We start from the raw sequence: 24,648 nt of genomic DNA, 5'->3' as shown, positions 1-24,648 counted from the left end.
CCCCACTCTTACCTCAATGCCCTTGTCCTCTGACCAAACCCCTCTGCCCTATGCTACGCAACTATTTTAAAATCGCCTGGCGGAATCTGACCCGCAATAAAGCCTTTTCGGCTATTAACATTCTGGGGCTGGCTATTGGCATTGCTGCCTGCGTGCTCATTTTACAGTACGTAACGTTTGAGCTAAGCTATGACGACTTTCACGATAAGGGTAATCGTATCTACCGCGTTCTTCAGGATCGCTACGATAAGGGTAAACTCAGTACGCAGTGGGCGGGCGGTGCCCAGGCAGCTGGCAATTCCTTTAAAGCGGCTTTTGGTGAAGTTGAGGATTACGTAAAAGTCCTGAAACGTAGAACACTCATTGCTGACTATGGCGAAAAAAGCCTGAAAGTTGAGCATGTTTTTATTGCCAGTGAATCGTTCTTCAAAATTTTCTCCTACCCATTGTTAGCAGGCAATGCAGCCACAGTGCTGTCCGAACCCAATACGGTTGTCCTGTCCGAATCGGTTGCTAAACGCTTGTTCGGCAACGAGAATCCCATGGGGAAAACCATTAAATTCAATCAGCGGCAGGCCGTGAAAGTCGCGGGCGTTTACAAGGATATGCCCGCCAACACGCATCTCCACGCCGATTTACTGATTCCTCACCTGACTTATATCCAGGAAATGGGCAAGGATAATAACCCCGATAATGCCTGGATGTGGGATGGCGCGATGTCGTATCTATTGCTACGTTCCGACGCCAATCCCAAAGCACTCGAAGCGAAGTTTGTGCCGTATATCCAGAAAACCATCGGCGCGGAACTCAAAAAATATGACGCCGATGCTATTTACAAACTACAGCCACTACGTGATATCCACCTGTATTCGCATTTTATGGAGGAAGCCGAACCCAACGGCGATGGCAAAACAGCTTATCTGTTGCTGGGTATTGCGTTCTTTATCGTGGTCATTGCCTGGGTCAATTACATCAACTTAGCTACGGCAAGGGCCATTAATCGGGCTAAAGAGGTGGGCGTTCGGAAAGCGGTGGGCTCGTTACGTGGGCAACTTATTCGGCAGTTCATGACCGAGTCGGTATTGCTCAACGGAATTTCGGTAGTGCTGGCCTTGCTGCTGGTGGCCGTCTCGATACCTACTTTTAATCAGTTGTCGGGCCAGCAATTGTCGTTCTCGTTGCTGGGTAGTGCTACGTTCTGGCTACCACTAGTCGGGTTGTTTGTGGTGGGAGCCTTTTTGTCGGGTTTGTATCCGGCGTTTGTGTTATCAGGCTTTCAGCCGGTTGCGGTTTTAAAAGGGAAAGTCAGCACTACGTCGAAGGGTATTTTGTTGCGTAAATCGCTGGTTGTGTTTCAGTTTGCGGCTTCGCTGTTTCTACTTGTCGGTACGTTGGCCGTGTACCATCAGATTCAATTTATGCGGACACAAAGTCTGGGCCTCAATATTGATCAGACGCTGGTTATTAATCCGCCCATTATCCGAACCGACTCTACGTTTATGCGGCAGATGGTCGCCTTCAAAGACGAGCTCCTACGTCGGCCTTCCATTCGGAATATTACGGCTTCATCGGTTGTACCCGGACAGGCTTCGGACTGGAATGCGGGGGGTATCCGGTTGAAAGGCACCGACGAAAGCAAAGGAACACAATACCGAGTTATAGCAGTCGATTACGATTTCCTGAAAACATTCGATCTAAAATTGATTGCCGGTCGTGATTTTTCGAAAGACTACGGCCTGGAAAAGAAAGCCGTCATTTTCAATAAGAAGGCGATCAAACAGTTAGGATTCGACGATCCCAAAGAGGCTATTGGGAAAGAAATCGATTTCTGGGGAGGTATTTTTACAATCGTTGGGGTAACCGACAATTTCCACCAGCAATCGCTACGTGATGCGTACGAACCGCTTATACTACGTCTGATTCCCGACGTAAGAGGCTATTTTTCAGTCAAGATGGCCACTTCGGACATCAACACTACGTTGGCGACGGTCCGCTCCGAATGGAATCATTTCTTTCCCGGCAATCCGTTTGAGTACTCATTTTTAGACGAGCGTTTCAACGAGCAATACCGCGCTGACCAACGTTTCGGCCAGGTATTTGGCCTATTTACGGCACTGGCAATTCTGGTAGCCTGTCTGGGACTGTTCGGGCTGGCGTCGTTCACAACGGCACAACGTACTAAAGAAATCGGTATTCGGAAAGTGTTGGGCGCATCGGTGGGTGAAATTGTTCAGATGCTTTATCGCGAATTTGCTGTTTTGATTCTGGTTGCCTTTGTGGTAGCAACACCGTTGGCCTGGTATGCCGTTAATCAGTGGTTAGAAACCTATGCCTTCCGCTCAACGATTCAATGGTGGCTATTTGCCCTACCCTTTGCCCTTGTACTGCTCATCGCTCTGCTCACCGTGAGTTTCCAGAGCATCAAAGCCGCGTTGACGAATCCAGTGAAGAGTTTACGAAGTGAATAATCCGAACCGCTGGAGCGGTTCAGAAACCTTACCCCATGCTAACTAACTACTTCATCCTCGCCTACCGGAATCTGCTGAGGAATAAGGTCGCGTCGTTTATCAACATTGTTGGATTATCGATTGCGATTGCATCGGCGATTACGGTTTTTATAATCCTCAAAAATTTCTGGACGCTCGACGATTTCCACGTCAACGGCGACCGGATTTACATGCTTGAGTACACTACGCAGGCAAAGGATGAAGTGCGAACTTTTGGGGATGCTCCTGCTCCGATGGCAGCCGCTCTGGCACAGTATCCACAGGTAAAACGAATGGTTCGCGTGGAGCAGGAGGGCGTATCGATTTATCATAAAGAGAGTGTGTTCAGTGAATTGCTGACTTACGCGGATACGTCTTTTTTTAGCCTGTTCACCTTTCCGCTCAAGTACGGCAATCCCGCTGCCCTTTCTGACCCTGCCGCTCTGATACTGAGCCATAAAACAGCTGAGAAGTACTTCCCAAATCAAAACCCGATTGGTCAACCTTTTATGGTCGTCACTGAAGGGAAGGAAAAAAAGCAGTTTGTGGTAAGGGGCGTAGCTGAAAAATTCCCCAGTAACGCCGGTATGAAATTCGAACTGCTGACAGGTTATGATCAAAGCCACTCAATCCTCAAAAAGCAGGACTGGACTACTCACATCAGGGGGCTTTTTGTAGAAATCAATCATCCAGAAGAAGCGCAAAAACTGGCTCGGCAAATGAGTCAGTACGTCGCTGTATATAATGCTAAAAATATCGAAAGTCCGATTCAATCATTCTTATTCGATAACCTGCGCCACCCGGCACCTAATGCCTATGATGTTCGTCGTCGGCCTGCTGAAGCCAACCATCCTATAACAACTCTTTTATTCTCAGCAATGGCGCTGATTATGATGGGATTGTCCTGTTTTAACTACGTTAACATTTCACTGGGCACCGTTACGCAACGCCTGAAAGAGATCGGTATGCGGAAAGTGATGGGCGGCACGCGCGGGCAACTCATTGCGCAGTTCATGATCGAAAACGTATTGCTCTGTTTTGTGTCGCTGTTACTTGGACTGCTCATCACGCAGGTGTTTTTGGTTCCGTTGTTCAACAGCATTATGGTCATGACCATTTCGGTCTCATTTGCCCAAAACGCACCGTTGTGGTTATTTATGGCTGGCATTCTGACGTTTACAGCGATTACTTCAGGTGCGTACCCAGCTTTATATCTGTCGGCACTACGTCCTATTATGATCTTCGCCAGCCGACAGGTTGGTAGTCATAAAAGTACGTTTAGCGGAATTTTGCTGACAGCCCAATTCTCACTGGCTTTTATTGCTGTTATTTTGGGGGTAGTTATAAGTACGACAGGAATTGCCTGGAAAAAGCTTGATTGGGGCTATAACCCTGATCCGTTGCTGGTTGTGCGGCTGAGCGACAGTACGCAATATGGCATTCTGAAAAACGAGTTGACCCAAAATCCAGCCATTTCGGCGATTTCAGGGGCGGAAGAGCACGTCGGTGAATCGATGATCTTGCAGGAGATTCATGAAGGAAGCGAGTCGATCAACGTAGCACGCTACAACGTCGACGCTACGTATTTCCAGACGTTAGGTTTACCACCCACATCGGGCCGTTTGTTTAGCCGCGACCGACTGGCCGAAAATGCGCAATCGACGGTTGTCAACGAGAAATTTGTTCAGCGGCTGGGTTGGAAAGGCACCGTCGAAGGTCGCTCGCTACGTATTGACAAGCAGTTATACACAGTGATTGGCGTTGTGAAGGATTTCAAACTGATTGGGTCGGGAGCGGCTCGTCCGGCTATGTTCACGACGGCCACTGAGTCACAATTCCAGTACTTAGTCGCTCGTTTTGAGCCAAATAGCGGTCCGAGTTTGGTTACTACGCTGGAGCGTACCTGGAAAGTGAAATTCCCGCGCACCACCCTCTCCTATTTCTACCAGAAAGAGGTCTTCAATTCGTTCGACACTACGTTCCAGCGGCTGGGTCAAAGCTTTGGGTATATTGCCGGCCTGGCGTTGCTCATTGCCTGCATGGGTTTGTATGGGTTAGCAGCTCAGCATTTTGCCCGGCGTTTAAAAGAAGTTAGCGTTCGAAAAGTGCTGGGGGCTTCGGTATCACAGATTATTGTACTGGTCAATCGCCGATTCATTCTCCTGCTGTCGATAGCCGGACTCATTGCCAATATGCTCTGCTACGTTGGTATCCGCCTAACGCTCCAGCAAACAGAAGAATTTACCGGAACGTATCAGCCGGGTCTTTCGCCGTTCCTGATCGCCAACCTGATTGTATTCGTAACAGCCGCGATTGCGGTTGGTCGTCAGACCTGGAAAACTGCTTATGTTCAATTAGCCGAAACGCTTAGAAATGCAGATTAACTAGCAAAGGGCTCAGGGCATGGGGTAAATACGCTTCCAGCTCCGAACCCGGTGCCCTATGCCCTTAACGCAATGCCTTATGCTCACTAACTACCTCAAAATCGCCTGGCGGGGTCTCCTGAAAAATCGCCTGTTTACGTTTCTAAACCTGATTGGGTTGGCAACCGGGATAGCCGTTGCGTTGCTGTTGATTCTCTACGTAAAAGAGGAGCTTCGGTTCGATACGTATCACGCCAATGCCGACCGTATTTACCGGGTTGGTCTAACTGCTACGTTCGATGGAAAAAGCATGAAGTGGGGAAACGCACCGAATGCCGTAGGACCAGCGCTTAAAGCTGCTATTCCGAACGTAGCACAGCAGGTACGTTTGCTACGTCACAATTTTGGGCAAACTGCTTTTGTCAACTCCAATAACCGAAAGTTTGCGGAAAAGAATGTTTACTGGGCAGATGGCAGTTTGTTCGACGTTTTCGACATTCCGCTGCTCAGAGGAAACCCAAAAACAGCACTCGATAGCCCGAACAAAGTAGTGCTTAGTCAGGAAACCGCAAGCCGGTATTTTGGTGGTGACAACCCAGTTGGCCAGGTACTCTACGTCGACGGTCGAGATACGTTGGAAGTGACGGGTGTATATGAAAACTTCCCCGGTACGTCGACGTTTGATGCGGACTTGATTGGTTCGTTTAGTAGCGTTCGCTGGGCTAAAGAGTTGAGTTGGAGTAACGCCAGCTTCGGTACGTTCGTGCTGCTTAATCCGCAGGCAAAGGTTGCCGCTGTTGAAAAACAAATGGCAGCTATTGTCGATAAGAACATACCGAAAACGGATCAGTGGTTTACGCTCTGGCTACAACCTTTAACGGATATTCACCTGCATTCGGCCGATATTAGCAATATCAGTACCAGCCGTATCGGTGATTTCCGGCAAGTTAAAATCCTGCTTATTCTGGCGATTGTCATTCTGCTGATTGCCTGCATCAACTACATGAATCTGGCTACAGCGAAGGCTCAGATTCGTTTTCGTGAAGTAGGCGTTATTAAAACCGTTGGCGCGTCGATGCGGCATCTGGTCAGTCGGTTTTATCTGGAAACCAGTTTAATGGTGAGCCTTGCTATTTTATTGGCAATCGTGCTCGCAACGATTAGCTTACCGATTTTTAATCAGCTCACAGACAAGCAATTACCGTTCATTGCGCTACTGACGCCTGAGGTCCTTATTGGCTTACTGGTAATTGGCCTGGCAATTACGCTCATAGCTGGCTCTTATCCAGCGTTTTATCTATCTTCATTCTCACCTAAATACCTGCTCAGTACTACGTTCCGCAATCAGTCGGGAGCGGGTTTGTTCCGGCGGTCGCTGGTGGTGATTCAATTTGCGGCTTCGGTGATATTAATCGTTTGCACAGCCATTTTCTACCAGCAATTGACATTCATTCAGACACAAAAATTAGGCTACGAACCGACACAGGTAGTATCCATAACAACAGCCGGAACGCGCGACAACAAACAGCTTGACGCCCTGATGAATGACTATCGCGCCATGAGCAGCGTCGTGGAGGTGTCGCGCGTTCAGGCGTATCCGGGCAACGGTGGCAGTGGCCGAACGCTCGCTAAACCCGATGTTCAAAATGCAGCGAACCCGACCTCAGGCATGGCTATTACAACCAACCGAGCCGATCAGCAGGTGATTGAGACATTGGGATTAAAACTGCTCGCTGGCAAGTCGTTACCCGCCGTGAAAGATGCGAAAGATACCACCGTGCAAATCGTGCTGAACAAAACGGCGGTTGATTACTTAGGCTATACACCTGAAAAAGCCATTGGCCAGAAAGCGCATAATGTGTTTGGCTGGGACCGAGCCGAAATTGTAGGGGTGGTTGACGATTTCCACTTCCAGTCATTGCACACGCCCATTGGTGCGTATGGTTTTCATAACAACGATTCCGAATGGCGTCCGTATCTATTGGTCAAGACCCGAACGGCACAACTCCCCGAAACCATGCGTCAACTGGAACGTATCTTCCAGAAAGACTTGCCCAATTCAGCGTTCGAGTTCACATTTCTGGATGATTTCCTGAACACGCTTTATCGCTCCGAACAACGTACTGCTCAGGTTGTTCTGGTCTTTTCGGCTTTGGCGATTCTGATTGCCTGCCTGGGTCTGTTTGGCTTGGCGGCCTTCACAGCAGAGCAACGTACCAAAGAAATTGGCGTTCGGAAAGTGTTAGGCGCGTCGGTAGGCAGTATCGTTACGTTGCTTTCTAGAGATTTCCTGAAACTGGTCGTGGTCGCTATTATTATTGCCTCGCCGATTGCCTGGTGGGCTATGCATCAATGGCTGAGCGATTTCGCCTATAAGATCGACATCCAATGGTGGGTATTCTTAGTGGCTGGTTTAGTAGCGGTCGGTGTAGCCTTGCTCACCGTCAGTTTTCAGAGCATCAAAGCCGCGTTAACGAATCCGGTCAAATCGTTACGTAGTGAGTGAAGTTTTATAAAGCACTTCCCTACCCTTACTCCTATGCTCACAAACTACCTTAAAATCGCCTGGAGAAATCTGCTACGTCAGAAAGCCTTTTCACTTATCAACATTATTGGACTGACAGTCGGGTTAACATGCTGTTTTCTGATCCTGCTGTTTGTGCGACACGAACTTAGCTACGATACGTTCCAGCAGAAGGCCGACCGGATTTATCGCGTTACGTACCTGCCTAAATTCGCCGGTGTTGAACAGCCTTTGGCCCTGACGCCACCTCCGCCTTCTCTGCTACTACCTGCTAATTTCTCGGAGATTGAAACATCGGCGAGACTCTTTCAGAGCCGCACGACACTTGAAGTAACCAACCGTCAGGCGGGCGATCAAACGATTAAATACGATGAAGAACGTTTTTTCTTCGGCGACCCATCCCTGCTCAACATTTTCACGTTTCATTTTCGGCAAGGGAATCCGGCTACGGCGCTACGTGATAAGTTTACCGTAGTAATTACGGACGAAATAGCCACTAAATATTTCGGCCAGCAAAATCCGCTCGGCAAAACGCTGCTATATGAAGGGCGTTATCCGCTACGTGTGACGGGCGTGGTCGATGCGTTCCCGGATAACTCGCACATTCACATCGACCTGCTGGCCAACTACGATACAATGTTTGCCACCGAAAGCGAAACTGTTCGGCAGAATCTGCCACAGAATTGGGTGATTTCACACGGATACACCTACGTATTGCTACGTCCCGGCAAGTCGCCCGAGACGGTAAACGCCCGCTTTCCGCGATTTCTGTTGACATACGCTAACAAGCAGTTTGCCAAAGACATCGTCTACAAACTGGAGCCAATGCGTGACTTTCATCTACGTTCAGATGCCCAGGTACCACCAGAGCCTGCCGGAAGTATTACGTATCTGTATGTGTTTATCGGCATTGCGCTGATGACCCTGCTGATTGCCTGTATCAATTTTGTGAACCTATCGACGGCCCGCTCCCTGAAACGAGCGAAAGAAGTGGGCATTCGAAAAGTATTGGGCAGTGAAAAACAACAATTGATTGCCCAGTTTTTGGGCGAATCGTTGCTGCTGAGTGTGATTGCTTTAGCCTTTTCATTTGTATTTATTGGGCTTTTACTACCCATCCTGAACAATCTGACCGGGAAGCATCTGACCATTAGGTATCTATTTTCGGATGGCTCGTTATTCGTAGGATTTATAGCGATTGCACTGCTAACTGGTTTATTATCGGGCAGTTATCCGGCCTTTTTTGTGTCGCAGTTTCAGCCTATTGCTACGTTAAAAGGTAGTTTTGTTGGTGGGAAAGCCAAAGGAGGAGCGATACGTCAGGTGTTACTGGGTGTGCAGTTCGTAGCGTCTATTGCGCTGATTATCGGCACGGTAGTAGCGTTTCAACAGCTCCGGTATATGCAGAATCAGTCGCTGGGATTTGATAAAGATCTTATCATTACGGCCAATACACGCAATGAACGTATCACGAATGTATTCGCTGACCGCAACGACAGTACGTATCAGCGGCTCCGTACATTCCGGGAAATTCTGCTCAAAAACCCACAGATTCAGCAGGTTACACTTTCCACCCGACAAATGGGCGAAGGAGCCGTCCGACGGAACGTAGTACCGGAAGGCCACAAACCCGAAGACAATCTGTTTATTGGTGCGATGGGCGTCGACCACAACTTTGCCCAAACGTACGGGCTGAAGTTTGTGGCAGGGCGGGATTTTTCCGAAACCTACCCGACCGACCGAACCTCTGCTTTTCTAATTAACGAAACCGGCGTGAAGCAGTTCGGATGGAAATCGCCAGCGGAAGCCATTGGTAAATCGGTAAATCTGGAGGGCAAGGAAGGCAAGATTGTTGGTGTATTGCATGATTTCCATAATCAGTCGCTGCAAAACCCAATTGCCAGCATGATGCTGACCATCGACCAGCCCCGACTGTCGTTGTTTTCCATCAAAATCCAGGCCCAGAATAAAGCCGAAACGCTGAAATTCATACAGCAGGAATGGGATCGGTATTTCCCGGAAAAAGGATTCAGTTACCAGTTTGTTGATCAACGTCTTGCTCAGCTTTACGAACGCGAGCAGCGGCTCAGCCGACTCATCAGCTACTTTGCTATACTAACCGTGCTGATTTCCTGCCTGGGCTTGTATGGACTTGTATCGCTGGTAACTCAACAGAAAACCAAAGAAATTGGCATCCGGAAAGTGCTGGGTGCGTCGGTTTCGAGTATTGTAGGGCTACTTTCTAAAGATTTTGTGGTGCTCGTGCTGATTGCTCTGATCATTGCCAGCCCACTTGCCTGGTGGGCCATGAACAAATGGCTGGAAGGATTCGCCTTTAAGATTAATATTGAATGGTGGATGTTTGCCCTCGCAGGCTTACTGACCGTGCTTGTTGCGCTACTGACGGTGAGTTTTCAGTCTATCAAAGCCGCGTTAGTGAACCCGGTTAAAAGTTTACGAAGTGAATAATCCGAACCTGGATTTAACGGATTTAGGGATTTTCAGGATTTTGTTTTCAGAGAACCTGTTTAAACTTTTGAAAATAGATTCTAATTGGCTGCTTTTGTCATTCTGACGAAGGAAGAATCTTAAAGATTCCTTACCAATAAGCGAGGATACTTTAAGATTCTTCCTTCGTCAGAATGACAAAAGCACGTTCGAATAAAAGTTTAAACAACTTCAGAATAAGCGCTTCGAAGAAGCTAAACAAAATCCTGAAAATCCATAAATCCGTTAAATCCTGGTTCAGACATCAGTTAAATCCTGATTCAAACCAATATCTCTATGCGTTACGTTCTACTTATTAGTTTAGTAATCAATTCAATAGTTGGCCAGGCTCAACTTACTACAGTTCCTGGGGGTGGCAATAAAAAAGCGTCGGTATCCGAGCAGATTGGCCTGACGACCGTTACCATTCACTACGACCGACCCGGCGTGAAAGGGCGCGAAGGAAAAATTTGGGGAACGCCAATTGCCCATTATGGCTTTCAGGATCTCGGTTACGGTCCAGGACAGCCGGCGCCCTGGCGGGCAGGGGCCAATGAAACCACATACATTACGTTCTCTGACGACGTATACGTGGAAGGGAAGTCGTTAGACGCTGGTACATATGGCCTGTTTATGAATCTCGGCGAACAGGAAACGACCGTTATCTTCTCTAAAATCGTCGTTTCCTGGGGCAGCTTTTATTACGACCCGGCGATGGACGTGCTACGTGTTACGGTGAAAAATCAGCCGCTCGACAGGTCTGTGGAGTTGTTGACGTATTCGTTCGTGAATCAGACCGATAGCTCAGCGAACGTAGCACTGAGTTGGGAAAAGCGCATGATTCCGTTTAGAGTGAGCGTTGATTTGGTTGATCAGCAAATGGCCTCGTTCCGTCGTGAATTGCTCTCGAAACCGGGCTTTACGTGGCCATCACTCGTGCAGGCTGCTACGTACTGTCTGGAAACCAGTCACGATCTCAAACAAGGACTCATCTGGGCCGACCAGGCCATCAATGCCCGCTACGTTGGTCAGAAAAATTTTCAGACGCTCAGCACCAAAGCAGCTGTACTTACTGCCCTTAATAAACCCGACGAGGCCAGAGTTCTTATGGCCGAAGCCATGCCGTTAGGAAACATGAATGAACTGCACCAATACGGTCGCAGTCTGCTGAATCGAAAACAAAATCAGGAGGCCTACGTAGTATTTAAAACCAACTATGACAAAAACCCGAATCAGTTTACGACGAACCTGGGAATGAGTCGGGCACTGGTAGCTATTGGCAAATCTAAAGATGCTCTTCCTTATTTACAGGCAGCTCTGCCACAGGCACCAAATCCGCTGAACAAGAGTAACGTAGAAGCCATGATAAAAGCCATCTCAGAAGGCAAGCCTGTCATCAATTAAGCCTACGTAGAAACAAGGCATACCCTGTCTCTACATCAATCCTCAATACTATGCTACTTAATTATCTCAAAATCGCCTGGCGGACACTTCGGAAACAGAAGGGATTCACCTTTATCAACATTTTTGGGCTGGCTACGGGTCTAGCCTGCTGCATGCTCATCATGCTTTACGTACTGGATGAACTTAGTTTTGACCGTTACAACGAAAAGGCCGACCGGATTTACCGAGTACAGTCAGACATCAAGTTTGGCGGAAACGATATGCACTTCGCTGTTTCGCCCGACCCCATCGGCCCAACTCTCAAGAAAGATTATCCACAGGTAGAGCAGTTTGCGCGTCTACATCAGGAGGGAACCTGGTCCGTAAAACGGACGGGTGAGCCGACAAATCTGCGTGAAGACAACATTACCTTTGCTGACTCGACGCTGTTTGAGGTCTTTACGTTGCCGCTCGTATCCGGCGATTCCAAACGGGCACTGGCCGAACCCAATTCTGTAGTCATCAGCGAATCGGCTGCGAAACGGCACTTTGGCAATCAAAACCCAATGGGCAAGACGCTGGTATTCAACGATAGGCGAACGTTTAAAGTCACGGGGGTAATGCGTGATATGCCGAAGAATGCGCATTTTCAGAGCAATTTCTTTCTGAGTATGCTGAACGATGATTATACCTGGGGGCAGTGGCTCAGCAATAATCACCATACGTATATTCTGATGAAACCCGGAACGGACGCACAGGCATTTGCCAAAAACTTCGATACAGTTATTGAGAAATACGTTGGCCCGCAGGCGTTGCAATTTATCGGTTCATCTATGGATCAGTTTCGTAAGGCAGGGAATAGCATTGGGTTTTGGCTTATTCCACTGACAGACATTCACTTACATTCCAAACAACAGGTCGAACTGGCACCGAATGGCGATATTCAGTACGTCTATATTTTCTCGGCGGTGGCTCTGTTTATTCTACTGATTGCCTGCATCAACTTCATGAATCTGGCAACAGCTCGCTCGGCCAATCGGGCGCGCGAAGTAGGCGTCCGGAAAGTAATGGGATCGGAACGTCAGCAACTGATCGGGCAATTTATGACGGAGTCGGTGCTGACAACCATACTGGCAATGTTGCTGGCCCTGTTTATGGTTGGTTTGGCTCTTCCGGGCTTCAATTCGATTGCAGCTAAAGAGCTGTCAATTAGCCAATTAGCATCGCCCTATTACGTGCCCCTTTTAATTTTGTTACCGATCGTCGTTGGCTTATTGGCAGGTAGTTATCCGGCTCTGTTTCTATCATCATTTCAGCCAATTACGGTGCTGAAAGGCAAAGTCAACGTAAGTTTTCGAAGCGCTGGACTACGTAGTGGCCTGGTCGTTTTTCAGTTTATGATGTCGGTAATTCTGATTGTCGGTACCATCATTGTCTACCGGCAGATCACCTATATCCAGAGCAAAAGTCTGGGTTTCAACCGCGACAAAATGCTCACCATTTATGGCGTATATAGCATTGGTAATCAGGCCGAAAGTTTTCGGCAGGAAGTTCTGAAACTGCCGGGCGTTGTGAATGGTAGCATCTCAGGTTACTTACCGACGCCCTCTAATCGTAGTGATAATTCGTTCTTTGCTGAAGGTCAGTCAGATATGAACAAAGGCGTTAGTATGCAGAGCTGGGCGGTCGATCATAACTATGTCAAGACAATGGGAATGAAACTCGTCCAGGGTCGCGATTTTTCAAGGAATTTTGGCTCAGATTCGTCGGGTATTATTCTGAATGAAGCGGCCGTGCAGGTATTTGGGTTTAAAAACCCTATTGGCAAGCGCGTCTGGCGTTATAATGATGCTCAACTAAAAGAACGCAAAACGTTTACCGTGGTTGGGGTCGTTAAGAATTTTCATTTCGAGTCGCTCCGACGTAACATTGGCGCTTTATCGATGTTTCTCGACTCCAATTCGGGAGCCGCTTCATTCCGGCTGAGTAGCAACGATTTGCCCGCACTCATCAAACAAATTGAAGCGAAATGGCGGCAGGTTGCACCTGGTCAGGCCTTCAGCTATCAATTTATGGACGATAGCTTCAATCAATTATATCGAGCTGAACAACGTATCGGTACCATTGCGCTGACATTTGCGGTATTGGCGATTCTGATTGCCTGCCTGGGTTTATTTGGATTGGCTGCGTTTATGGCCGAGCAACGTACCAAAGAAATCGGTATCCGTAAAGTGCTGGGCGCATCGATTCCCAACTTGATTGGTTTGCTCTCGAAAGATTTTCTGAAACTGGTACTGATTGCCATTCTCATTGCCACACCCATCGCCTGGTATATGATGAACCAGTGGCTGGCCGATTTCGCCTATAAAATTGAGATTGAGTGGTGGATGTTCGCCCTCGCGGGTCTACTGGCAATAGGAATTGCGTTAGCGACCGTGAGTTTTCAGAGCATCAAAGCCGCGTTGATGAATCCGATAAAATCACTACGTAGCGAATAATCTGAACCGGGATTTTTACCCCTATGCTAAAAAACTACATCAAAATCGCCTGGCGAACGATACGTCAGCAACGCCTGTATAGTCTGCTCAATATCACTGGCCTCGCTCTGGGAATGGCCACCTGCGGACTGCTGATTCAATACGTTCGATTTGAACAGAGTTATGACCGGATCGCGGTTGACAGGAACGTAGCAGGCGATAAACCCATCTATCGGGTTGAAAGCCTGTTTTACGGAGCGGGCCATAAAAGTGAACACTGGGCAACGAGTACAAACGGCTATGCGCCAGCCATGAAAGCGAACTTTCCGGAGGTGGAAAGCTTTACCCGGATTTTCTGGCGTAACTCCGAGCGAGTGGTACGTTACGAAAACCAGAAGTTTCGGGAACCGCACGTTTGCCTGGTCGATTCCAATTTCTTTACCTTCTTCGATTACCCCGTTCGGCAGGGCGACCGAAAAACGTTTCTGAATGAACCGAACACAGTTGTTTTGTCAGAAGCAACAGCAAAGAAATATTTCGGCACGCAGAATCCGCTAGGAAAAACACTCGAAATCAGTACGTTATACAAAACCCAGACGTATCAAGTAACGGGCATTTTTGCCGATTTACCTGTCAACTCGACCATGCAGTTCGACATGCTGATTTCGGGAAAATCCGCTACGTCCAAGTTCTGGAATTTCTGGTATCAGCACGCGAGTTATACGTTCGTGCAACTAAAACCGCATACCGACCCCAGTCGGGTAGAAGCCAAATTTCCAGCCCTTGCCGAGCAGCACAAAACTGAGCAGGCCATGAAAGATGTTACGTGGGGGATTAAACTTATTCCGCTCCACAACCTTCACCTCAACCCGGCCACACCCAACGAAATTGAAGCAAAAGGCAACCGAATGGTGGTGCGGTTTCTGTCGATTATTGCGCTTGTTATTTTGCTGATTAGCTGGTTCAATTACAGCAATTTGACAACAGCGCGGGTGCTTTACCGGGCGAAAGAAGCGGGCGTACGGCGCATGATTGGCTCGTCGCGCAGGATGTTATTGACACAGTTTGTGATTGAGTCGATGCTGTTACATACGCTAGCGTTAGTGGTAGCCGTACCGTTGCTTTTGCTTTCTACTCAGGTACTTCCCGAGTCGCTACATCTGCATTCGGCACAGGCTGTCTGGACAGATCCGATTATGCTATTCGGCATGTTCCTGCTATGGAGCGTCGGTATTTTGGTTACAGGCCTATATCCCGCTTTTTCACTGCTTCGGATTTCGCCAGTGTCGGTGCTGAAAGGCCGATTTCTGTTTTCGGGATCGGAACGAACGGTACGTCAAGGGTTGGTAGTGATTCAGTTTGTAATCTCTGTCATTTTGATTATCAGTACGTTGGTGGTATACCGACAAACGGCCTATATGATGAATCAGCGGCCAGGCGTTTTGACCGATCAGGTTATTGCTATCAAAGCGCCTGTCAATTCGCCTAATCATGCTGAGCGGGTAGAGCTTTTCAAAAAGCAGGTTAGGACGCTGGCCAACGTATCGAACGTAACCGGTTCGGGAGCGATTCCCGGCGAAGAGGTTGGGCAATTTCTGGCTAATCGGCGGTTTGAAGCCCCGGACGCCAGCAACCGACTTTTCGAAATGTTAACCGTCGATTTTGATTTCATGCCGACTTATGGACTGCAACTACTGGCCGGACGCGCATTTGATAAAACTCGCCCTTCCGATTCTACAGCATTGGTTCTCAATGAATCGGCTGTCAAGCAGCTTGGCTTTACGTCGCCCGAGCAGGCGATTGGGCAGAAAATCGCGCTGGAAACTACACCCGATCGAGCTAACGAAATTATTGGCGTCATCAAAGATTATCACCAACGCTCACTCCATCAACCGTTTACGCCCATTATTCTGTTTATGGACCCAAAATTCGGCTGGATTCCGATAGAATATTATTCCATTAAATTCCGTACCGATGATCCGCAAAACCTACTAAGTCAGGTATCTACTATCTGGGAAAATACCTTTCCAGAATCATCGCTGGATTACTTCTTTCTTGATGAATTTTATGGCAAACAATACCAGTCCGACAAACAGTATGGCTTGTTGTTCAGTATCTTTTCAGCCCTTGCCATTTTCATTGCCTGTCTGGGTTTGTTCGGCCTTGCTACGTTCAGCGCGCAGCAACGTACCAAAGAGATCGGCGTTCGTAAGGTATTGGGAGCCAGTGTGGCCAGCATCGTTACGTTACTTTCCAGAGATTTCCTGAAGCTGGTTTTCATTGCCATTATTATTGCCTCTCCCATTGCCTGGTGGGCGATGAACAACTGGCTAACCGATTTTGCTTATAAGATCGACATCGAATGGTGGGTATTCGTACTGGCAGGACTGTTGGCAGTTGGCATTGCCCTGTTCACAGTCAGTTTTCAGAGCATCCGGGCCGCGCTCATGAATCCAGTGAAATCACTACGTTCCGAATAGGTTGTGATGCAGAGATGCACGGAAGAGTACAGAGATTCGCAGAGAAAATAATAGAATACCTCTGTGAATCTCTGTACTCTTCCGTGCATCTCTGCATTACAACCCTTGTCCCTTAACATCTTTTAACGTACTAAAAATCAACTCATAGAACAAACGTAAATACCTTCACGGCGACAAACGAACGTATCGCTAAACGGTTATCCTATGCTTCGGAATTACGTTAAAATCGCCATTCGAAATCTGCTACGTCGAAAGTTTTACGCCCTTGTTACGTTGTTCGGCCTAACGGTTGGTATTACATTTCTCCTACTCATCGGCAACTACATTCAGGGCGAACTGGCCGTTAACAAAACGCTACGTCACGCCGATCGGCAGTACTTAGTCCAGAGTCGATGGAAGGAAGAAACGATGGGGATGGACATCACTACGTTGGGGCTTATTGGGCCTACACTCAAGCAGTTATATCCAAATCTGGTCGCTAATTATTACCGATTTTATGGGGTAACAGCCATCGTCTCTAAAGACCAGAAGCACTTTCGGGAAGGGATCGAAATTGGTGATTCGACGCTGCTTTCGATGTTTGGCTTTCCTTTGCTGTACGGCGATCCCAAAACGGCGATGCTGGCCCCAAACTCTATTGTCATTACGTCGGAAATGGCGCAGAAATTCTTCGGGCGAACCGATGTGCTACGTCAACAATTAACTGTCCAGACACCCATCGGCGGCAAGCAGTTGTTCACGATAACCGGCGTACTGGACAATCCTCCTAAAAATAGTGTAACCGATCTGTTGCCTAATCGCGACCATATGTTCATTCCAATGCGTGACGTTGGTTATTTTTCACCGCTTGCCAGCATAAATTCATGGCAAAACCAATACATTCCTAACTACCTGGAACTCCAACCGGGAGTCAAAGCCGACCAGCTCACCAAGCCAATTGAGCAGGTACTTGCTACGTATGCGCCACCTGGTTTTAAAGAAAATTTGCATGCCTACTTAAGTCCGCTGACAACGTATTACTTAAAAGCTCAAAATGGACTGGTCGAGAAAATGGTGTTGACGCTGACGCTCATCGGACTGTTTATTCTGCTGATGGCAGTTGTCAATTTTGTAAACATCACTATTGGTATGTCGGCAACCCGACTCCGCGAAATTGGCGTCAGAAAGGTGCTGGGCGGGCTCAAAAAGCAACTCATTGGCCAGTTTCTGGCCGAAAGTCTTCTGTTGTCTACAGTTGCTACGTTGCTGGCGCTAGGTTTCCATGAGCTGTTCCGACCGCTATTCGCCAACGTACTGGAACGACCGATTCCGTCGCTTAGTACGTGGTCGGCGGCAGCTTACTTCGGGTTGCTCGGCTTGATTTTGTGTATTGGCTTACTGGCGGGCGGTTATCCGGCTTTTATACTGTCAAGATTGCCCTCGGTTGAGTCTCTAAAAGGTAAACTAACGCCATCGGTGCAGAAGGGAATAGGCTTCCGTCGGGCGTTGATTGTCTTTCAGTTTACGGTCGCGATTCTCGTGTTTGTGGGCGCTGTGGTCATTAGTCGACAGGTATCTTATTTTTTCACAAAAGATCTTGGCTATCAAAAAAGTCAGATCATGACGGTGGCTTCGGTCCCGCGCGATTGGTCGCCAGCGGGCGTGCTACGTATGGAAGGTATCCGTAATCAATTGGCCCGTATTCCAGGTGTGAGCGATGTCAGTTATTCATTTGAAATTCCAGACGGCAAAACCAGTGGTAGTGGTCGAATCTTTCAGCAAGGGCGCGACAGTAGCAGCGCATCCGTTGCAATGGTCATGACTACGGACGAGCGCTTTGCACAGACTTATGGACTTCATATGCAGGAAGGTAAGTTTTTCCACGCCGATGGCGGTGGCTATGATTCGACGCGGGTGGTTCTGAACGAATCGGCAGTAAAGGCCCTAGGCTGGAATGACCCCGCCAAAGCACTTGGACAAACGGTTCGATTTCAGGGTAGTAATCGAGCCTACAGGGTGGATGGCGTATTAAAGAATTTTCACTTTGGCTCTTTACACGAAACAATCGGTCCGCTCATTTTTCTGCATACAAGGGCTAATCCTATTTATCGCTATGTCACGTTTAAACTAGCTTCTTCGGGCAATTTACCTGAAACCGTAACCGCTATCAATAAGGAGTGGTCGCGGCTGTTTCCGGAAGCCCCGTTCGAGTATTCGTTTATGGATGATACGCTCCAGAAATTGTACCAGACCGAAATTCAGCTTCAAAAAGCGGCTCGACTGGCTACAGTATTGGCACTGGTGATTGTGCTGCTGGGCGTGCTTGGTCTAGTATCGCTGAACGTAACACGCCGTACCAAAGAGATTGGGATTCGCAAAACGTTAGGCGCTTCGACAGCCGGTATTGTCAACTTATTCCTGAAAGAATTTGTGCTGATTCTGCTTATCGCCAATGTCATTGCCGGGCCACTTGCCTACTATCTGCTGCAAAACTGGTTAACGCATTTCGCTTATCGGACAACGCTTTCGTGGACGCCATTTGCGGTAGTCGCGCTGGTATTAGCCTTGCTGACTGGCTTCGTTGTGAGTACGCAGGCCATCCGGGCCGCGCTGGCCAATCCGGTGCAAAGTCTGAACCAGGATTGAGCAGATTTAGGGATTTACTGGATTTTGTTTTTCGCTTCTTCGAAGCGCTGAATTAAAAGCAAAATCCAGTAAATCCCTAAATCTGCTCAATCCCGATTCAGACGAGAAATTGATTAAGATCGAGTTGCAGAATTTCGGAGAATGATGATTCGGTCGTTAATCCACCGTCACCGAAGCGGTACCGGAGCCATTGGAATGTTCGGTAGTCGTAGATAAAACCTTCGCGAATGCCATATATATCTTCATCAATCAACCGAATCAGTTTATGCAGATCGCCCTTTAAGCCATTTGTATGACAGACTTCAATAATGATGGGCGTTTGAAACGCTTGGTTGTCTCGCAGGGATAAATCGGGAACCTGACTTGCCTTACCTTCATCGAGCATCGTTTCAGGTAGCGGCTCTAGTGAAATCGTCTTTTCGCGATGATATAAAACCCCTAAACCGATGGTCAACAAGGAGATAACACGTTGATGGTCAATGGGAGCCCATACGCCTAGATCTTCAGCAATCAATGATGGCTCTACAGTAGAAGGGAAGTACATACTTTTTCGATTTTGGCAAATTTACTAGAAATCATGCTACGTTCGTATTACAAAACGGCCTTCCGAAATCTTCGCTCACAGCGAGTTTATACGCTTCTCAACGTAACAGGACTAACCGTCGGAATGGCCGGCGGACTGCTCATTTTTTTGTTTATTCGTTACCACCTCAGCACCGACCGACACCACGCCAAATTCGACCGAATTTTCCGTGCCGTGGTTAATTTACACCTCGACGATGGTTCGGTACAATACTTTCCTGAAGCGCCACTCCCGATGGCGAAAGCATTACGTACCGATTACCCACAAGTGGAACAGGCGGCCTACCTGAAAATGAATCGTGAGTTAACCGTAGAAGTCGGTGCACCGGTGCCGCAGAACGTAACGGCTAATGGTTCACAACAGCTCCTGCGGTTTCTGGAACACAGAAGTACAGCCCTGGTAGAGCCTGAATTATTTGACATTTTTGATTACAAATGGCTACGGGGTAATCCGAAAACGGCACTTCGCGAACCAGCCAGCGTTGTGCTTACCGAATCGTGGGCAAAGAAGTATTTCGGTGACAGCGACCCCATTGGTCGGACGCTTCAACTGAATCATACGGTCAGCGCAAAAGTGACGGGTCTGCTAGCTGATCCGCCCAAAACGACCGATACCGATATCAATTTATTCATTTCAATCGCTACTCTGCCTCAACTCGACCCTACCTACGACCTGAATGAGTGGAGCAACCTGAACAGTTCTGATCGCCTGTTCATTACACTCAAACATCCGCAATCAGTCGTTGGTATGGATGCAGCCCTGCCTGCCCTCGCCAGGAAGCATTATGGCGAGCTGGCCAAATACTATAAGTTTCATATTCAACCGTTAGCCGATGTTCATTTCGACGTAAAACGGGTTGTCGGTGGCTCAATTCGACCATCATTACTCTGGTCGTTGGGGCTTATTGGTCTCTTTCTGGTGCTCACGGCCTGCATCAATTTCGTCAATCTGGCCACTGCTCAGGCGATACGTCGAAGTAAAGAAGTAGGCATCCGTAAAACGCTGGGTAGTAGCCGTGGGCAATTGGTTCGGCAGTTTCTGCTCGAAACGTCCCTCATTGTACTCACTGCATCTGGCCTTGCCATTCTGCTGGCTATCGTTACGTTACCCCTGCTCAATACGTGGTTATCTACCTATCTATCGCTATGTCTGGACGTAGTGACGATTGGTTTTATTGCCTTGCTCAACGGCGTGGGAATTGTGCTGGCAGGTGTTTATCCAGCGGTTGTGTTATCGGGTTTTAGTCCGTGGGCGGCTTTGACTGGTAAACTTTCGGTGAGTCGTCGGGGGAGTTTTTCGCTACGTCATTCGCTGATTGTGGTGCAGTTTGTAGTTTGTCAGACATTGATTGTCGGTGCATTGGTCGTAGCCTCGCAGGTTCGCTATCTGCGCGAAGCCGAATTGGGCTTTAACAAAGACAATGTCATTATGGTGAATCTGCCGACATCGCAGAAGAGCCAACGCGAAGCGCTCAAAAACGAGTTAATGCAGTATCCTGACATTAAATCGGTGAGTGCGAGTCAACGACCTCCCTCGAATCAGTCTCTGTACGGCGGTTCGGTAAAAGTAGAAGGACGTGGTGACTGGGAAAAATACTCGCTCCGGGAACGTATCGGCGATGAAGATTACCTGCAAACCTATGGTTTACAACTTATTGCCGGACGTAACATCATTGCCAGCGATACGATCCGGGAATACCTGATCAACGAAACTTTTCTGAAGAAACTGAACATTCGCGCCCCAAAGCAGGCAATCGGGCTAAAGATTCAGTACTATTTATCGCCGGTTCTGTTACCGATTGTTGGCGTAGTGAAAGATTTTCACCAACGTTCGTTACACGAAGAAATTGGCCCCTGTTTCATCGCGAGCCATTCGCCATCGTTTAAGCAGGCGGGCATTCGGGTATCTGGAAAGAATCCTGCCAAAACGCTTCAATATATCCGGCAAGTCTGGCAGAAATTATACCCAAACGACGTGTTCGAATACACGTATCTGGACGATCAACTGGCGCAATTCTACGAAAATGAAAATCTGCTGTTCCGGCTGGTCAATACATTTACGGGCATCGCTATTCTGATTTGCTGCCTTGGCTTATATGGACTCGTATCATTTATTGTTACTCAGCGCACCAAAGAAATTGGCATACGTAAAGTATTGGGAGCATCAGTCTCCAGCATCGTTACGTTACTTTCGAAAGATTTTTTGAAGCTAGTACTGATCGCTATCATTCTAGCCAGTCCACTTGCCTGGTATTTTATGAATCAGTGGCTTCAGGACTTCGCGTATCGCATCAGCATTCCCTGGTGGGTGTTTGTGCTGGCGAGTCTGCTGGCTATTGGAATCGCTTTACTAACTGTTAGCTATCAGAGTGTTAAGGCCGCGCTGGTGAATCCGGTGAAAAGTCTGAACCAGGATTGAGCTGCCGTCTGAATTGCACCGGCAACCGGCGGGATTTAACAGAGTTAAGGATTGGCAGGATTTTGTTTTTCGCTTCTTCGAAGCGCTTCGTCTTGTGAATTCTTTCGATCTTATAACCCCGGTTCAGAAAACAAAATCCTGCCAATCTTTAACTCTGTTAAATCCCGCCGGGTTGCCGGTGCAATTCAGATGCTCATTTCCATACCTGATATTCTAATCGAAGGGACTAGCCTTATCATTCCCTCTTACCCCTTCAAGCCGTCCATCGCCTGTCGGCAGGATCGATTTATTGCTACGGACGTAATGAATATCGACGTATCGGCCGCCCCTCCAGCAATACGTGTAAACAATGAACTGATTTTTATTTCAGCCAAACACAAAGATGATTTAGTTCTGTTTGCAGAGGCCAACCAGATTCCCATCGTCAGGCGGGATGATGTTTGGGATGGGCTGCTGGAGCCTTTTCTGGATACCGAATACACCGACGTAACGCATCAGCGCATTGTTTCCTGGCTCGCTACGTACGGCCTGACGGAAGAAATCATTACGTCGATTCGGGATGAAGTGGGAAAGCAACTGTATGCCTATAATTTTGGTACGATGCTGTGGGAATGGGTGCATCTGGGCGCGTTCGACGTATTGTGCGCGATGCGGTCAACGTACAGCGCCGAACAGTTCGCTGATTTTTATCGAAAGGTTATGGACATTGCTTTATTGCCGGATAAATAGCTCATTCACAGCGTTGCCCATCCAGACGAAAGTACTTAACCGTAACCGGCATTATCGCCGTTGAATCGACGTAGCCCTTCAGCGCAAACAGGCCAATATAGTTGGGAGTCATGCCAAATGTATACGTAGTAACTTCCTTAAACGAGAAATTATCGACAGGGCTGGCGGAGTATAAAACGCGAAATTTCTGTCCTTGCTTTTCGATTCTGAACGCTACGTTCTACAGATTAGTCACGGCGATACGTTGGTCGTTGACGTTGCCAATTCGAAACAAATGTTGATGAATGAATTCTTCCAGATTTCGGTCGCCTTTTCCGTAAGATGCCGTTGCCTGAATCAGAATTTCGGCCGGCTGCTTCAGACCACCGAAAAAGTTGTTGTAGGCGAGCGACAGCCGAATACTTTTCCGGGTAAACAGGGTATCTTCCAGCAATAGAATGCCCGCCTGCTGCCAATTACCGCCCGGAACAAAATTATTGAAATGCACCTCCGTACGGAAGCATTCCGATTGAATAGGACGTAGCAGTAAATTCTGGACACGGGGCGTTTCGCCAGCTTTTGGCCAGTTGTCGCCTTGAAGGGTAAATAAGGTCAGAAAACCAGCATTTTGTCCCCGCTTATCCCAATACGTAGCATTTTTATCTTTCAGAAACCAGCCGTTACGTGTCAAAGAAGCCTCATCTACAGCTCGAAAATCGTCCTGAATTTGTTCCAGATTGGTCTGTTGTAGAAACAAAAAACCGAGAACCATTCCGATTACGACCAAAGCCACTACGTACCAAACTGTGTCATTCTTTGCCGACTGAGACGTAGCACGCTCGTGCTTAGGCGAAACAAGATTTTGGTCGCGGTAGCGAAACCAATACGGAAAATGTTCGCCCGTCTTTTTTCGATCGGCTTCCGACGTAGCAGGAGCGTCGAATACGTAGCGGGACAACGTATCGAACGTAGCAGTTGACGGATTTTCCTGCTTTTCTGCTATTGGATTAAGTACGAACGTAGCATAGTTTTTTAAGCTACGCCAGCCGATAACCAGGCCAGTTCGTTCTTCAATTATGTTGCTCAGGTGTTTGCTTTCCGGCTCCGACAATGGACTCTCTAGCGGGTGGCCGAAACATTTCATCACCACCGCATTCATCAGACTGGTAAAGGTTCGCCGGTCAAAATCATCCATAGACTGAGGGTTCTGTCTAGCCTTAACGCCAATCGCTGGCCGGTATTTATAATTCCGTTACGTTTCCGCCCGAATTCCGCCTGTTTTACGCTCTACGACGAAGTTTTGCTAAAAAAACGCCGTCCATGAAAATCCTACTGCCGGCAATAATTTGCCTTATTTACTGGCCCGTTCAGGCCCAACAACTCCAGTTTCATTACGATTTCAGGCATTCCATCGATCCCAGTCTGAATCGAAGAAATTTCGCGTCGCTGTCGTACGAATATTTCAAAAGCAACGATTCAACGGGATCATTTCTGCTGAAAATGCAAACCGACTTCTCGGGCGAAAATAATAATGTTGGGCAGCTTTTTTTGCAGCTGTCAAAAAACATACGCTTCTGGAAACCAAAAGTATATCTGGCTTTAACCTATAGTGGTGGGCTGGGTGTTGCACCCCCTTTCTATGGCTATTACCTGACCAATACGTTTGGTGCTGGCATAGCGTATCCGTGGCAATGGCGGGGTGCCTGGTTCAGCACAAGTCTGGTTTATCGCTATAATGCCTTTCCGAAACCCAGTTACGATCCACAGCTTACATTTTACTTCGGGCGGGGATTTTTCAATTACCGGATTATGATCGCGGGAAGTCTGGTGGCTTGGAGTGAAAACCGCAATCAGGGTAATGAATTCACGAAAGACCTGAACGGCAAGAAAATAGCCTTTTTCGGTGATCCGCAGTGCTGGGTCAAAGTGGGGAAAACAGTTTCGGTTGGCACCCGAATAAATCTATTCTACCACGTCCTGACCAACGCCAATCAGGTGCAGGTTTATCCTACGTTGGCACTGAAGAATCAGTTTTAAAAGGGTAAAGGAGGTTTTTACGCAGAGATGCCCAGAGGAACACAGAGATACGAAGAGAAAATTTCTATATATCCTCC

13 protein-coding genes are annotated in these 24,648 nt (G+C 47.9%); 11 read left to right on the top strand and 2 right to left on the bottom strand.

Going from position 1 to position 24,648, the window contains the following annotated elements:
• Nucleotides 1–50: 50 nt before the first annotated feature.
• From IC229_RS01265 to IC229_RS01230, 8 genes are all read left to right on the top strand, one after another.
• Entirely contained in the window at nucleotides 51–2,468 is a 2,418-nt protein-coding gene (locus tag IC229_RS01265; protein ID WP_190885103.1) for an ABC transporter permease, read from the top strand.
• A gap of 35 nt (nucleotides 2,469–2,503) precedes the next feature.
• Nucleotides 2,504–4,870: an ABC transporter permease gene (locus tag IC229_RS01260; RefSeq protein ID WP_190885102.1), complete on the top strand. Its 2,367-nt coding sequence runs from the start codon at nucleotides 2,504–2,506 to the stop codon at nucleotides 4,868–4,870.
• A gap of 79 nt (nucleotides 4,871–4,949) precedes the next feature.
• Nucleotides 4,950–7,355 carry an ABC transporter permease gene (locus tag IC229_RS01255; protein ID WP_190885101.1) on the top strand — a complete coding sequence of 802 codons (2,406 nt, stop codon included), beginning with the start codon at nucleotides 4,950–4,952 and terminating at the stop codon, nucleotides 7,353–7,355.
• Nucleotides 7,356–7,388: 33 nt separating this feature from the next.
• Nucleotides 7,389–9,842, top strand: coding sequence for an ABC transporter permease (locus IC229_RS01250; RefSeq protein ID WP_190885100.1), 2,454 nt, complete (start codon nucleotides 7,389–7,391; stop codon nucleotides 9,840–9,842).
• Between the two features lie 315 nt (nucleotides 9,843–10,157).
• Nucleotides 10,158–11,264, top strand: coding sequence for a DUF2911 domain-containing protein (locus tag IC229_RS01245; protein ID WP_190885099.1), 1,107 nt, complete (start codon nucleotides 10,158–10,160; stop codon nucleotides 11,262–11,264).
• A 50-nt stretch (nucleotides 11,265–11,314) separates the two neighbouring features.
• Nucleotides 11,315–13,741 (top strand): ABC transporter permease, encoded by a 2,427-nt coding sequence (locus tag IC229_RS01240; protein WP_190885098.1) that lies wholly within the window; start codon nucleotides 11,315–11,317, stop codon nucleotides 13,739–13,741.
• A gap of 23 nt (nucleotides 13,742–13,764) precedes the next feature.
• Entirely contained in the window at nucleotides 13,765–16,200 is a 2,436-nt protein-coding gene (locus IC229_RS01235; protein WP_190885097.1) for an ABC transporter permease, read from the top strand.
• A 204-nt stretch (nucleotides 16,201–16,404) separates the two neighbouring features.
• Nucleotides 16,405–18,825, top strand: a complete 2,421-nt coding sequence (locus tag IC229_RS01230; RefSeq protein ID WP_190885096.1) for an ABC transporter permease — start codon at nucleotides 16,405–16,407, stop codon at nucleotides 18,823–18,825.
• Nucleotides 18,826–18,922: 97 nt separating this feature from the next.
• Here the strand turns inward: IC229_RS01230 and IC229_RS01225 are convergent, their stop codons facing one another.
• Complete coding sequence (locus IC229_RS01225) at nucleotides 18,923–19,369, bottom strand: hypothetical protein (RefSeq protein WP_190885095.1); 447 nt, start codon at nucleotides 19,367–19,369, stop codon at nucleotides 18,923–18,925.
• A gap of 12 nt (nucleotides 19,370–19,381) precedes the next feature.
• Here IC229_RS01225 and IC229_RS01220 point away from each other — a divergent pair, with 12 nt between their 5' ends.
• The gene (locus IC229_RS01220) at nucleotides 19,382–21,826 is read left to right on the top strand and encodes an ABC transporter permease (RefSeq protein WP_223833797.1); all 2,445 of its coding nucleotides are present in this window, start codon (nucleotides 19,382–19,384) and stop codon (nucleotides 21,824–21,826) included.
• 189 nt (nucleotides 21,827–22,015) lie between these two features.
• On the top strand, nucleotides 22,016–22,555 hold the full coding sequence (locus tag IC229_RS01215; RefSeq protein ID WP_190885094.1) for a hypothetical protein: 540 nt from the start codon (nucleotides 22,016–22,018) through the stop codon (nucleotides 22,553–22,555).
• A 220-nt stretch (nucleotides 22,556–22,775) separates the two neighbouring features.
• Here the strand turns inward: IC229_RS01215 and IC229_RS01210 are convergent, their stop codons facing one another.
• On the bottom strand, nucleotides 22,776–23,729 hold the full coding sequence (locus tag IC229_RS01210; RefSeq protein ID WP_190885093.1) for a hypothetical protein: 954 nt from the start codon (nucleotides 23,727–23,729) through the stop codon (nucleotides 22,776–22,778).
• Nucleotides 23,730–23,854: 125 nt separating this feature from the next.
• On the opposite strand from IC229_RS01210, the gene IC229_RS01205 reads away from it, so the two are divergent.
• Nucleotides 23,855–24,571: a DUF5020 family protein gene (locus tag IC229_RS01205; protein WP_190885092.1), complete on the top strand. Its 717-nt coding sequence runs from the start codon at nucleotides 23,855–23,857 to the stop codon at nucleotides 24,569–24,571.
• Nucleotides 24,572–24,648: the final 77 nt, after the last annotated feature.

Origin of the sequence: Spirosoma profusum (genome assembly GCF_014699005.1) — a bacterium.
Taxonomy (GTDB): Bacteria; Bacteroidota; Bacteroidia; order Cytophagales; family Spirosomataceae; genus Spirosoma; species Spirosoma profusum.
Note: the sequence above shows the minus strand (reverse complement) of the source record. Positions and strands in the feature narration are given on the sequence as shown.